Genomic DNA, 11,698 nt, shown 5'->3' with positions numbered 1-11,698 from the left:
TTTTCCCCACCAAAGATGTGAACCGTCAGGTGTTGGTGCTTGATGTGGGGGCAAATATGGATTGCAAACCCAGTTATCTGCATCAATTTGCCCTGCTGGGCAACATCTACAGCCGCGATGTGCTCGGTGTAACAAAGCCCTGTATCGGCCTGCTCAATATTGGAGAAGAGGAATGTAAAGGCAACGATCTTGCCTTGCGTAGTTATCCCTTACTAGCTGCAGAAAAACGCTTCCATTTCGCTGGTAATTGCGAAGGCCGTGATGTGCTTTCCGGCGAATTTGATGTGGTGGTTTGTGATGGTTTCACCGGCAATGTGTTGCTGAAATTCTTGGAATCGGTGGGCAGTGTGTTGCTGGAGGTGCTTAAGGCCGAACTTCCCCGCGGTCGCCGCGGCAAGGTGGGTTCTGCTTTTTTACGCAATAACTTGCGGCGCATTAAAAAACGACTCGATCATGCTGAACATGGTGGTGCCCTATTGCTTGGGGTGGATGGAATCTGCGTGATCGGCCATGGCAGCAGCAAAGCCCTTTCCGTATTGGGGGCATTACGGCTTGCCCATGCTGCCGCTTCCCATGGCGCCCTTGAAAATCTGCACCGCCTCACAGATGAGGCCGCCTGATGCAGGGCATTCGATTTTGCGCCACCGGCGCCGCTTTGCCCCATACCAGCATCAGCAATGAGGCCCTTAGCCAGCGGGTGGATACCAGCGACGAATGGATTCGCAGCCGCACAGGCATCACCGCAAGGCGGATTGCAGCAGAGCAGGAAAATCTCACCAAACTGGCAAGCGCAGCCGGGCGTTTGGCTTTGGCACGGGCTGGATGGGATCCGGAAAGTGTCGATTTAATCCTGCTCGCCACCTCAAGCCCAGACGATCTTTTTGGTTCCGCTCCCCGCGTGCAGGCCCAGCTGGGGGCTAGCTCAGCAGTGGCTTTTGATCTCACCGCCGCCTGTAGTGGTTTTCTTTTTGCCTTGATCACCGCTTCTCAATATCTCCGCACTGGCGCCATGGGGCGAGCCTTGGTGATCGGCGCCGATCAATTGAGCCGTTGGGTGGATTGGAATGATCGCAGCACCTGCGTGTTGTTTGGTGATGGGGCCGGGGCCGTTGCAATTGAGGCCTGCGGAGCAGATCAGGATGGTTTGCTTGGCTTTCGGATGGCTTCCGATGGCCGCAAAGCCGATTGCCTCAGCTTGCGTCAAGTGGCCAGCCGTCAAGAATTAATACCAGGGATCAGCAGCCAACTGGGGGGCTTTGAGCCCATCGCCATGAATGGCCAGGAGGTTTACAAATTTGCTGTGCGGGAGGTGCCCGCTGTGTTGCAGGAACTCCTGAAAAGCACCGATACCAAACCAGAAGCTTTGGATTGGCTGCTGCTGCACCAAGCAAATCAACGCATCTTGAATGCTGTTGCAGAACGGCTCGGCCTTCCAGAAACAAAAGTTTTAAGCAACCTTGCCCATTACGGCAACACCTCTGCCGCCACGATCCCAGTGATGCTCCATGAGGCGGTGCAGGCCGGCCTTGTTAAACCGGGGCACCTTATTGCCAGCAGCGGCTTTGGCGCAGGCCTAAGCTGGGGGGCAGCGTTGTGGCGTTGGAGCGGGCCTACCCCCTAGTCGCCCTATGGGTAGCCTCAGCTGCCAGCAACATCAAAAGGGGCCATGGGTATTTGTTGGGTATTTCCGGGCCAGGGATCACAAAAGCTTGGAATGGCTGCAGGGTTAATAGATCACCCTTTGGGCCGGGATCGTTTTGAAATGGCATCGGATCTACTGGGCCGCAACCTTGGGCAGATCTGCAGCGGCAGCAATCAATCCAACCTAGATACCGCAAACGAATTAAATGATCTAAACAACACCCGCAATACACAGCCGGCATTATTTGTACTCGAAACCCTGCTGATTGATCTTCTTTACGAACAGGGGAAAAAGGCGAATCTGCTCGCTGGCCACAGCTTGGGTGAATTGGTGGCCCTTTATGCGGGCGGAGTTTTTGAATTCGAAACCGGTTTGAAGTTAGTAATTCGCCGCAGCGAATTAATGGCTGCCGCAGGGGGTGGGGCAATGGCCGCAGTGATGGGGTTCAACCGCAAGGAATTAGATGAAGCGGTAGCAACTACAGAAGGGGTGGTGATCGCCAACGACAACAGCGACGCCCAGGTGGTGCTCTCAGGCAGTAAAGAAGCGCTTGCCGCTGTACTGGCTGCTGTGAGCTGCAAACGGGCAGTACCCCTTGCTGTATCCGGGGCTTTCCACTCTCCTTTTATGGCCGCACCTGCAGCAGCTTTTAGTGCTGAACTCGATGCCGTGCCATTTCGTGATAGCGCAGTGCCGATTCTCAGCAATACAAACCCCAGCCCCTGTAGTGATGGCAACAGCTTGAAACAACGGCTGCAGCAACAGATGATCAGCGGAGTGCGTTGGCGTGAAACCATGCTGCAATTCGAGGTTGCTGGCATCCATACGGTGGTGGAAGTGGGGCCTGGGGCCGTGCTCAGCGGCTTGCTCAAACGCAGCCTGCCAGCCCTTGTAACGGCTCAAATTAGTGGGCTGCAGGATCTGGGCCTTAATTGAAATGAATCAAACGATCGCCAGTTTGAGCTTGAGGCCGCGGCCAAGCATCAGTTACAGGATGGTGCAGTGGTTGTTGGTGGCGCCAATATTTCGCTTGCTATTTCGCGGCCGTTGCTTTGGCATGGAACGGGTACCCCGCCAAGGGGGGTTGGTAGTGGTGGCAAACCATGGCTCCCATTTAGATCCGCCTTTGCTGGGCCACACCTTGCCGCGGCCGGTGAGTTTCATGGCAAAGGCTGAATTATTTAAAGTCCCGATCTTGGGGGCGCTAATCCGCAGCCTTGGCGCCTATCCCGTAAGCCGTGGCGCAAGCGATCGCGAGGCAATTCGCACCGCCTTAGGGCGCTTAGAGCAGGGTTGGGCAACGGGAATATTTCTTGATGGCACCCGCCAACTGAGTGGTCGGGTTGAGAATCCCCAGCTCGGCGCGGCTTTGCTTTCTGCCCGCAGTGGGGCGCCGCTGCTGCCGGTGGCGTTGGTTAACACCCATCGCGCATTTGGACCTAATCAAAGCTGGCCCCGCCTCGTAGCAATCCAAATAAGGGTGGGTTTGCCGATCCCGCCGCCTACTTCCAAACGCCGAGAAGACCTAGAAGCCACCACAAAGGCCTGCCAAGAGGCGATTAACGCCTTGCTGGAATTGCCATTAACTGCTGGCGCAGATCCTTTCCACTAATTACCCAAACCAAAGCCCTCAAACCATCACTCCACACCTTGCTGCGACTTTCAAATTGACAATTTTTAGCGCAGGGCACCGGCACAGGGGTTAGGTAGATGCCACGGCTTCCAGCCACCACACGGCCCACCAGCAAGGCCCTTTCCATGTGGTCGCTGCTGGTAACCAAAATCACATGACGCACGCCCTTGCGATTTAATTCATCCACCAGGGTGGTGAAGTTGCTCAAGGTATCGCTGGCACGGTAATCAAGCTGAACCCGGGCTGCATCTAGGCCATTGCGCTCAATTAGCCAGCGGGCATATTCAGCATTGCTGCCACTGCTAACAAGCAAGGGCAACTGGCTGCGATAGGCCAACTGGGCACCCACTTCTTCTCGCTCTAAATCACCGCCCAAAACCAAAATCTGCTGGGGCGGTGGCAGCAAAGGCTCCAGCAATGGTTTTAGTAAGCCGGGTCCATAACTCCACCCCCCCCAAAGCAGCCCGGCCCCAAGCAATAAGCGAAGCAGCTTCCTAGCCATCAGGCCCGCGGGGGATGTTTTGCACTGGAGAGGTGGGATAAATCGGCAAAACCAGCTCCCAAGGCCCGAGGTTGCCTTGCTCAAACAAGCTTTGGCCCAGCTGCAGTAGCAAACGTGAATCCTGCTCCGGCAACATTTCCGCCTCCCAAAAGGCTCCCTTCAAGCTGGCGCTACCGCCTGGATGCAGGCTTGGCGCTTGAAATTCTTCAACTCCCTGAGCGCCAAGGCCGTAATAACCAGCCACCACCCCACGTTGAGGCAGGGTTTGCCCAATCCAATGGGGACCAGCGGCAGCGAGTTCCTGCTGACGCCGTTCTGCAATTAAACGCAAGCTGCCCCAGCCATATAGGGGTTTTTGCAACTGCTGAGCCAAGGTGCGGGCAAGCACCACGGTGATACGGGTGCCAGTAAAACTGCCGGGGCCGGTGGCCACCGCTAACCAGCTGAGCTCATTCCAGCGGCTCGCAGGGAGCAATTCAGCTACAGCTGTAAATAAGCCATTGGCCATCTGGCGCGCCAAAGGGAAAGCCGCAGAACGCCACTCACCGTTGTTGATTAAGGCCACCCCAAGGGTGCTGCTGCAACTATGAAAAGCGAGGGCACAACTCATGGGGCTTAGCTAACTCGGCCTGGCCTGAAACTGTCGCAACTGCGCACATCCCACTCCACGCCCCAGCTGTTTTGCACCGCTTGAACGCTTAGATGAATCTGGGGATTCTCGGGAGTGAAATCCGGATTTTGATTTAAGTGAGGCACGCCGTGTTCAGTTTCCACCCGGTGATAAGCGGTGCAACTCGGCTGCCAGCTGCAAGCAACGCAGATGCACATGATTTAAATGCGGCGCATGGTTTAAAAAGTTTTACTTAAGTAGTAATTGCAAAATGGTGCCATGGATCCGCGTTCCTTGGCCACTCCCCCCAGCCGTATCAACCCAACCAGTGCTGCTTTGCTGCTGCGGCAGCAGCTACCGCCGCAGCGCTGGCCCATTGCACTAAATAAATTGCCAGTTGGTTGCGCCTTGGTGGGCGGAGCGGTGCGCGATGGGCTTTTAAATCGATTAGCTCCCCACCCAGACCTTGATCTTGTGGTGCCAGCAGGGGCGATTCCATTAGCTCGCCAGCTAGCGCAAGCCCATGGAGGTGTGGTGGTGGTGCTTGATGCGGAAAGAGATATGGCCCGTGTGGTGCTTGGCCCATACACCCTTGATCTTGCTGCCTGTAGCGGCGCCAACCTTGAAGAAGACCTAGCTCGACGCGATTACCGGATCAATGCCATGGCATTACCGCTAGATGGAAATGGCCCCCTGCTTGATCCGCAAGGGGGATTAGCTGATCTGGCAGAGGGGCTAATTACTGCCATAAGCGAACAAAATTTGCAGGCTGATCCGTTGCGGCTGCTGCGGGGGCCGCGGCTGGCGGCAGAGCTTAATTTTCAGCTGGAATCAACCAGCTGCAAACTGCTGCAACGCCATGGGGCTTTATTGGGCCAAATGGCCCCTGAAAGAGTGCTGGCGGAACTAGAAAAATTGGCGCGCTGTTCCCATGGCTCAAAGGGCTTAGAGCAGGCCATTGAGCTTGGCTTGCTGCATCCTTGGCTAGAGCCGCTGCAATTTTGCCGTAACCAAAAATTAATAAACCCAAAAAACATAAATCTCGATGCCGCTTGCCCCTTAAGCAGCGAGGAGGCCGCCACAGCCTTACCCCTAGCGCGGCTAGCCCAGTTGTTTAGCGCCCGCAGCTTGGGGCGTTTGAAAGCCAGCAAGAAATTGCAGCAACGCTGCCAAATATTGCGCCACTGGTGGCAAACCATCCTGCAAAATCCAGTGCTGCTTGAGGAGGAACAACTGAGGCTGTGCCTGGATTTAGAGGCAGATTTAGGCGCCTTGGTGCTGCTGATTCCCGGGGCTACAGAGGGCTGGCTGGAGCGATGGCGAAACCCAAAAGACCGCCTATTTCATCCCCGCAGCCCCATCGATGGAGCCCAGTTGCAGCAACAGCTGGGGTTATCACCCGGACCGGCCATTGGCGCATTGCTTTGGCAACTCACCAAAGCTCGCGCTTTTGGTAAGCCCCACAACCTTGAAGCGGCCAAGCATTTTCTTAATCAACTGCCCCGGCCGCATGATTAACTGCATTGATACGGCCCGAGCTTCCAGCAATTCTGGTTAAAACCAAGGCCCCACGTTTTCTTCTTTTCCCATGAGCATCCGCCTCTACGTTGGCAATCTGCCCCAGTCTTTCGATCAAAAAGAACTGGAGAATATGTTTGCTGCCGTTGGCGCTGGAGTGAGGTTTAAAGCGGTTTTAGATCGCGAAACCGGCGGATGCCGTGGATTTGGGTTTGTCAATGTGGACGACGCCAAACTCACCGATGAAGTAATTGCCCAGTTCAACGGCCTTGAATATGGCGGCAGCCAAATGAAAGTAGAGGTTTCTGAAAAGAAAGAAAGCCGTGGCAATGAGCGTGGTGGTAATAACGATCGGCGCCCCGGTTCCGCCGGACCCACTCCATTGCGTAAATCTGTCGATAAAGTTGTTCATAGTGATGCTCCAGCCGCTGCTGCCCCAGATCCCCGTTGGGCTGGAGAACTTTCAAAATTGAAGGATCTCTTGGAAAATCAAAAAACAACTGCCTAGAAATAGTTTGTTTAAGCAATCAATTAACTAATGCCTTTAACCCCCTTACGTTTTTGGTTATGGCAAGGGGAGGCTGGCCTTCAGGAAATTGCATATCGGCATCAGGGGGATAGCGCTAGCGGCGCACCTGTGGTGTTGGTGCATGGCTTTGGCGCTTCCAGTGGTCATTGGCGTTTCAATATTGAAGAATTAAGCAAAAACCGACCTGTTTTTGCTATCGATTTACTTGGTTTTGGTGCCAGCGCAAAACCACGCTCGCAATTGCCTAAAGAAGCAAAAAGCCCTGGGTCGGTGATTTACTGCTTCAACCTATGGGCCAGCTTGCTAAAGGATTTCATAAGCCAAGTGGTGCAGCCAGTGCCCGGCGCTGAAGTGCACCTGGTGGGCAATTCAATTGGTGCGATGGTGGCCCTCACCACTGCCTGCTTGATGCAAGAGGAAGGGCAAGCACCAGCCCAGGTAATCCTGATCGATTGCGCCCAGCGCACCCTCGACGACAAACGCTCAGCCCAGCTGCCCGGTTTAGAAAGACTCAGTCGCCCTTTAATAAAGCAATTAGTACAACAACGCTGGGTAATTGCACCGTTATTTCGTTTACTAGCAAGACCCGCTTTTATTCGTAGCGTGCTGTTGCGGGCCTATCCAAGCGGCGCAAATATTGATCAAGAGTTGATCAGCTTGCTGCACCTGCCCAGCTGCGCTCCTGGCGCCACTGAAAGTTTCCGCGGTTTCATAAATCTCTTCAACGACCACCTCGCCCCCGAGCTGCTTGAGGCATTAAATGTGCCGGTGCGTTTACTTTGGGGCGCAGCAGATCCCTGGGAAGACCCCCTCGAGGCCGCCCGCTGGAGGGATCAATTCAGTTGCATCAAAGAGCTGCGTTTATTACCTGGCCTCGGCCATTGCCCCCACGATGAAGCGCCAGAAATAGTGAATCCAATTTTGCAAGAATGGTTAGCTCAACGGGCTTGAGCTATCACATAGGAAACGGGTAGATCAAGAAATTTTCCCACCCTTGGCACATAAGCCCTGTGGTTAAAAACGTCGTAGTTGAGTTTCTCGATTGCATCAAGAATGCCGCGATACAAGCGCAACGAAGCCCATACGGGCCAACGGGCATCTGCTGCTAACCAACGCACCCCAGATTCAGAGCGAGCAAACCATTGGCGGGCCCGTTGCAATTGAAAAGCCATCAGGGCATTCCAATTTGCGTTGAGAGTGCCAGCGAGTAGATCAGCTTCTGAATAACCAAAGCTCAGCAGATCTTCCTGAGGTAGATAAATTCGGCCGCGGGCGCGATCCTCTCCCACATCACGCAGGATATTTGTGAGTTGATTAGCGATCCCTAAAGCCACAGCTGCATCACTGGTATTTGGTTTGCTGCTCCAAGGGGCACTGATATAAGCAGGATCAAGGCCCATAACCTCCTGGGTCATTAAGCCAACGGTGCCTGCAACCCGGTAGCAGTAGCACTCCAAATCCGCAAAAGTGGCATATCGATGCTGATTAAGGTCCATTCGTTGCCCCTCAATCATTTCAAGGTATGGCTCTAAAGGTTGGGGATAACGCTGGATCACATCCGCCATCACCAGATCAAGGCCATCAAATACAACACCTTTGAACAAACTTCTAGTGCGTTCCTCCCAAATATTTAAACGTTCGCTGAGTTCTTCCACCGGTAATTTTTGGGCTTCCTCGCTATCCATTAATTCATCGGTGCGCCGGCACCACACATAAATGGCCCAGATCGCCCGCCTCTTTGGAGGGGGCATCAAAAGAGTGCCGAGATAAAAAGTTTTAGCCCAGCGTTCAGTTTCTACCCGGCAGCTTTCGTAAGCCTCTTCTAAGGAGGGAAGCACTGCGATAGATCGCACAGGGCAAAAAACCATTTGTTAGCCCGACACCGCCGCCGCGCAGAGCTTACCGCTCAACACGGCCCCTTCCATCGAAGCGAGGTAGCGCTGCATTGTGTAGTCGCCAGCCAGGTAAAAATTACTAATCGGTGTGGTTTGGCTGGGGCGTAAAGCTTGGCAACCAGGCACTGTTTTATAAACAGATAAAGGGGTTTTTACAACTTTACTCTTTCGCAACTTAGCTGGCTCAGCGCCACCAAAATGTTGAGGGAAAAGGCGCTCTAATTCCCCCAAAGTGGCAGCAACAATTTCGTTATCAGGCCTGCCGATCCAATCATGGGCGGGTGCAAAAACCAATTCGAGCATAGAGCGATCCTGATCTGCATATTCGCGGCAGGTATTACTCATGTCGGCATACACACTAAGCAGAGGTGATCTACTAAAAAGCAGATGATCTATATCGGTAAGTTTGCGATCAAACCACAAATGGATGTTAATAACTGGCACCCCCTTCAGACCCTCAAGGCGGCTAAAAAATGGCATCTCTTGCCAGGATTCAGGCAAAAGTAATTTAAATGGATCTACAGGCAAAGCACTCACGTAGGCATCAGCTTCAGCCACAAAGCCCTCCTTGCCATTGATCCCACCAATCCGAAAACCAGTAACAGCACCATTCTCGCCGAGCTGGATTTCTCTTAGGGGAGTTTCCAGATGTACTTCACCGCCGCTGGCTTGAATATGTTCAACCATTGGTTGGCAGAGCCGCTCGGGGGGATTTCCATCGAGGAAAGCCATCTTAGAACCATTCTTTTCTTGCAAAAAACGATTTAATGCTGTGAGCAATACGGTGCTAGAAATCTGATCAGGATCAATAAAATTAAGCGCCTTACTCATCGCGATAAATACTTCATCATTAACCCGTTCTGGAATATTATGCAAGCGCAACCATTCAGTCCATGAATACTTATCGCACTTCTCAACATATTCTTGACCCCGCAACATTGCAGGAACCAACCCCAAGCCAAAGGCAATCTTTTCCGGCCAGGTAAGTAGATCGTTATTGCCAAGAATTGCCGCAACACCATTTAATGGTGCCGGCAGATCAGGGAAATCAAAGCGGCTGTAGGAACCGGGCACCTCCCGCTGGTTAAAGATCATCGAGTGGCTTTTCCACTGCAGCCGCTCTTCTATGCCAAGTTCAGCAAACAGCTGCAGCATGTTTGGGTAGGCGCCAAAAAAGATGTGTAAACCGGTTTCATACCAGTCTCCATCTTCATCTTGCCAAGCTGCTACCTTGCCGCCGAGCACATCGCGGGCTTCATAAACCACCGCTGTATGGCCGGCATCACTGAGGTATTTGGCGCAGGCCAATCCCGCCAGCCCGGCCCCGGCAATCGCCACCCTCATCACCACACCTATTTGATTTGAGCGCCCACCATAGAGTTAGAAAACCTTCTGCTGTTTATCGCTGGTGTCTGATACGCCACTTAAGTGCACCACCCGCCATGTGCGCATTTTTGCAGCCACCGTTGACAGCAACGGAATCCTTACGGCCGCGGCAGATCAACTAACGCTGGATTTAGATCCAGATAGCGAATTTGAATGGGATGAAAGCCCCCTCGCCAAGGTGCAACAGCGATTCGCTGAATTGGTGGATGCTGCTGCCGGAACCCCCATGAACGATTACAACCTGCGCGGAATCGGTTCAGCCTTAGAGGGTTATATCCGTGAGCTACTGCAGGCTGGTGAATTGCGTTACAACTTAAAAAGCAGGGTGCTCAATTACTCCATGGGTTTACCCCGTAGCCCCGAAACTCTCTAAATGGCCCCACGCCGCCCCCCCTCCCCCTACGGCAACAGGAATAACGAGCGCGATAACGAACGCGATAACGAGCGCGCCTACGAACAGGAGCGTTCCCGAGAACGCAGCCGCATTCCACCCCCTCAGCCGGGGCAGGGTTTAGCTGGCTTGAAATTCAATACGGCCACCATCGCCTTGATGGCTGGTGTGATGATTCTTGGCATAGGTATCGGCACCGCTCTAAGTAGCAACACCGCTGGCAACCAAGGCAACATCGCCAGTAGCCAGCAGCTGGATATGGCGGTGCCAGATCCTGAATTTTGTAAGCAATGGGGCGCTAGTGCCTTTGTGATGGATGTGGAGACTTACACCACGATGAATCCATCCTCCAGTTTTGTTACCCAACCCACCTTGCAACCAGGTTGTGTGATCCGCCGCGAGAATTGGTCTGTATTGCAAAAAGAAGGGGCGGTTACCAATGAACAAATGCGGGAATGCAAACAACGCATGAATACTTTTGCCTACATCGGCTCAATTCGCGACAAGCCAGTGGTGCGTTGCGTTTACCAAAATGATTCGTCCCAGAACAAGTTCCAAACCAAAGGGGTAGCTGGTGCCGCTGCAGACGACACCGTAGGGATCACTCCAGAAGCAGATCAATTCTGAACTCAGCTTCAGCTTTGATCTGGGTTTTGGCGTAAGGGGCTATCTGGGCTGGCAAACACCGGCAGGATCTCTTTTCGAAATGCAGCAGAAGCGCGCGAGCAGTAGCGGGCAGGGTGGGTGATTAAACGCAATTGACGCCGCACACTTAGATCGCTTAATGCCGCCCGATGCAAACCACCGGTGGCCAGCTCTCGTTCGATCGACACCACTGGCAGAAAAGCAGCGCCCAAGCCGCTTTGCACCGCATTTTTTATTGCCTCTAGCGAATTGAGTTCCATTTCAATTCGTAATCGCTGCACATCAAGCCCGCCCCTGGAAAGCAGCTGGTCCACCACCTTCCGGGTGGTGGATTGGGAATCAAGGCAGATGAAAGAAAGCCTGTAGAGATCATCTTTTTGTAATTCCTGGATGCGGGCCATTGGATGCTTGATCGGCAAAACCAGGGCCAATTCCTCGCTGGCATAGGCCACCACCTGCAGCTGCTCGGCTAGTTCGTTTGGCACTTCGCCGCCAATGATTGCGAGATCCACTTGGCCGTTAGCCACACTCCAGCTGGTGCGCCTTGTGCTGTGCACTTGCAATTGCACGGAAACATCTGGATATTTCTGGCGAAATAAACCGATCATGCGGGGCATCAAATAGGTGCCCGTGGTTTGGCTTGCCCCCACTACAAGGGTGCCCCCCTTGAGGTTGTGGAGATCATCAAGGGCGCGGCAAGCCTCCTGGCATTGACTCAAGATGCGCTCGGAATAGGTAAGAAGCAAATGACCCGCTTCTGTGAGCTGCGCTTTACGGCCGCCGCGATCAAATAAAGACACATCTAGTTGCTTCTCCAGGTTTTGGATCTGCAAACTCACCGCTGGCTGAGTTACGTAGAGGCTATCGGCGGCTTTTTTAAAGCTGCCCTCACTGGCGATGGCCCGCAGGATGCGCAGCTGATCAATAGTGAACGGAAGGTCCGCCAT

15 protein-coding genes are annotated in these 11,698 nt (G+C 53.6%); 9 read left to right on the top strand and 6 right to left on the bottom strand.

The window, feature by feature from the left end; genetic code table 11:
* From AC2JC8_RS08670 to AC2JC8_RS08655, 4 genes are all read left to right on the top strand, one after another.
* Positions 1-620 (top strand): phosphate acetyl/acyltransferase (locus tag AC2JC8_RS08670; protein ID WP_484594538.1); only part of this gene is annotated, 620 nt, incomplete at its 5' end.
* Positions 620-1,621: a beta-ketoacyl-ACP synthase III gene (locus tag AC2JC8_RS08665; RefSeq protein ID WP_484400315.1), complete on the top strand. Its 1,002-nt coding sequence runs from the start codon at positions 620-622 to the stop codon at positions 1,619-1,621. The genes AC2JC8_RS08670 and AC2JC8_RS08665, both read left to right, overlap by 1 nt.
* A gap of 45 nt (positions 1,622-1,666) precedes the next feature.
* The gene (gene fabD, locus AC2JC8_RS08660; protein ID WP_484594537.1) at positions 1,667-2,578 is read left to right on the top strand and encodes an ACP S-malonyltransferase; all 912 of its coding nucleotides are present in this window, start codon (positions 1,667-1,669) and stop codon (positions 2,576-2,578) included.
* A 1-nt stretch (position 2,579) separates the two neighbouring features.
* Positions 2,580-3,254, top strand: a complete 675-nt coding sequence (locus AC2JC8_RS08655) for a lysophospholipid acyltransferase family protein (RefSeq protein WP_484594536.1) — start codon at positions 2,580-2,582, stop codon at positions 3,252-3,254.
* Here the strand turns inward: AC2JC8_RS08655 and AC2JC8_RS08650 are convergent.
* The 3 genes from AC2JC8_RS08650 to AC2JC8_RS08640 are packed head-to-tail and all read right to left on the bottom strand — an operon-like array spanning position 3,202 to position 4,605.
* Entirely contained in the window at positions 3,202-3,777 is a 576-nt protein-coding gene (locus tag AC2JC8_RS08650; protein ID WP_484400319.1) for a YdcF family protein, read from the bottom strand. The genes AC2JC8_RS08655 and AC2JC8_RS08650 overlap by 53 nt on opposite strands.
* Positions 3,770-4,387: a tRNA (adenosine(37)-N6)-threonylcarbamoyltransferase complex dimerization subunit type 1 TsaB gene (gene tsaB / locus AC2JC8_RS08645; protein WP_484400320.1), complete on the bottom strand. Its 618-nt coding sequence runs from the start codon at positions 4,385-4,387 to the stop codon at positions 3,770-3,772. The genes AC2JC8_RS08650 and tsaB overlap by 8 nt, the downstream gene beginning before the upstream one ends.
* Positions 4,388-4,392: 5 nt before the next feature.
* Positions 4,393-4,605 (bottom strand): Ycf34 family protein, encoded by a 213-nt coding sequence (locus tag AC2JC8_RS08640; protein WP_255133639.1) that lies wholly within the window; start codon positions 4,603-4,605, stop codon positions 4,393-4,395.
* A gap of 61 nt (positions 4,606-4,666) precedes the next feature.
* Between AC2JC8_RS08640 and AC2JC8_RS08635 the strand changes: the two genes are divergently transcribed.
* The 3 genes from AC2JC8_RS08635 to AC2JC8_RS08625 all read left to right on the top strand — a co-directional run bounded on the left by AC2JC8_RS08635 (position 4,667) and on the right by AC2JC8_RS08625 (position 7,385).
* Positions 4,667-5,905 carry a tRNA nucleotidyltransferase/poly(A) polymerase-related protein gene (locus AC2JC8_RS08635; protein ID WP_484420013.1) on the top strand — a complete coding sequence of 413 codons (1,239 nt, stop codon included), beginning with the start codon at positions 4,667-4,669 and terminating at the stop codon, positions 5,903-5,905.
* A gap of 70 nt (positions 5,906-5,975) precedes the next feature.
* On the top strand, positions 5,976-6,413 hold the full coding sequence (locus AC2JC8_RS08630) for an RNA recognition motif domain-containing protein (protein WP_484594535.1): 438 nt from the start codon (positions 5,976-5,978) through the stop codon (positions 6,411-6,413).
* A 30-nt stretch (positions 6,414-6,443) separates the two neighbouring features.
* Positions 6,444-7,385, top strand: coding sequence for an alpha/beta fold hydrolase (locus tag AC2JC8_RS08625; protein WP_484594534.1), 942 nt, complete (start codon positions 6,444-6,446; stop codon positions 7,383-7,385).
* Here AC2JC8_RS08625 and AC2JC8_RS08620 read toward each other — a convergent pair.
* Entirely contained in the window at positions 7,373-8,287 is a 915-nt protein-coding gene (locus AC2JC8_RS08620) for a phytoene synthase (protein WP_484400326.1), read from the bottom strand. The two genes, AC2JC8_RS08625 and AC2JC8_RS08620, sit on opposite strands and share 13 nt — an antisense overlap.
* Before the next feature lie 18 nt (positions 8,288-8,305).
* On the bottom strand, positions 8,306-9,673 hold the full coding sequence (pds, locus tag AC2JC8_RS08615; protein ID WP_484594539.1) for a 15-cis-phytoene desaturase: 1,368 nt from the start codon (positions 9,671-9,673) through the stop codon (positions 8,306-8,308).
* Positions 9,674-9,737: 64 nt separating this feature from the next.
* On the opposite strand from pds, the gene ndhM reads away from it, so the two are divergent.
* Entirely contained in the window at positions 9,738-10,088 is a 351-nt protein-coding gene (gene ndhM / locus AC2JC8_RS08610) for an NAD(P)H-quinone oxidoreductase subunit M (protein ID WP_484400327.1), read from the top strand.
* Positions 10,089-10,733, top strand: coding sequence for a DUF3172 domain-containing protein (locus AC2JC8_RS08605; protein WP_484400329.1), 645 nt, complete (start codon positions 10,089-10,091; stop codon positions 10,731-10,733). It abuts the gene before it with no gap.
* Between the two features lie 8 nt (positions 10,734-10,741).
* Here AC2JC8_RS08605 and AC2JC8_RS08600 read toward each other — a convergent pair.
* Positions 10,742-11,698, bottom strand: a 957-nt coding sequence (locus tag AC2JC8_RS08600) for a LysR substrate-binding domain-containing protein (RefSeq protein WP_484400330.1), incomplete at its 5' end; no start/stop codon positions are given.

Source organism: Synechococcus sp., assembly GCF_982614295.1.
This window is presented reverse-complemented; position numbering and strand designations above follow the sequence as displayed.

Bases quoted from the DNA above. Each gene is read 5' to 3' on its own strand.
- AC2JC8_RS08665 (WP_484400315.1), top strand. From the start codon at position 620: ATGCAGGGCATTCGATTTTGCGCCACCGGCGCCGCTTTGCCCCATACC.
- fabD (WP_484594537.1), top strand. From the start codon at position 1,667: ATGGGTATTTGTTGGGTATTTCCGGGCCAGGGATCACAAAAGCTTGGA.
- AC2JC8_RS08655 (WP_484594536.1), top strand. From the start codon at position 2,580: ATGAATCAAACGATCGCCAGTTTGAGCTTGAGGCCGCGGCCAAGCATC.
- AC2JC8_RS08650 (WP_484400319.1), bottom strand. From the start codon at position 3,777: ATGGCTAGGAAGCTGCTTCGCTTATTGCTTGGGGCCGGGCTGCTTTGG.
- tsaB (WP_484400320.1), bottom strand. From the start codon at position 4,387: ATGAGTTGTGCCCTCGCTTTTCATAGTTGCAGCAGCACCCTTGGGGTG.
- AC2JC8_RS08640 (WP_255133639.1), bottom strand. From the start codon at position 4,605: ATGTGCATCTGCGTTGCTTGCAGCTGGCAGCCGAGTTGCACCGCTTAT.
- AC2JC8_RS08635 (WP_484420013.1), top strand. From the start codon at position 4,667: ATGGATCCGCGTTCCTTGGCCACTCCCCCCAGCCGTATCAACCCAACC.
- AC2JC8_RS08630 (WP_484594535.1), top strand. From the start codon at position 5,976: ATGAGCATCCGCCTCTACGTTGGCAATCTGCCCCAGTCTTTCGATCAA.
- AC2JC8_RS08625 (WP_484594534.1), top strand. From the start codon at position 6,444: ATGCCTTTAACCCCCTTACGTTTTTGGTTATGGCAAGGGGAGGCTGGC.
- pds (WP_484594539.1), bottom strand. From the start codon at position 9,673: ATGAGGGTGGCGATTGCCGGGGCCGGGCTGGCGGGATTGGCCTGCGCC.
- AC2JC8_RS08605 (WP_484400329.1), top strand. From the start codon at position 10,089: ATGGCCCCACGCCGCCCCCCCTCCCCCTACGGCAACAGGAATAACGAG.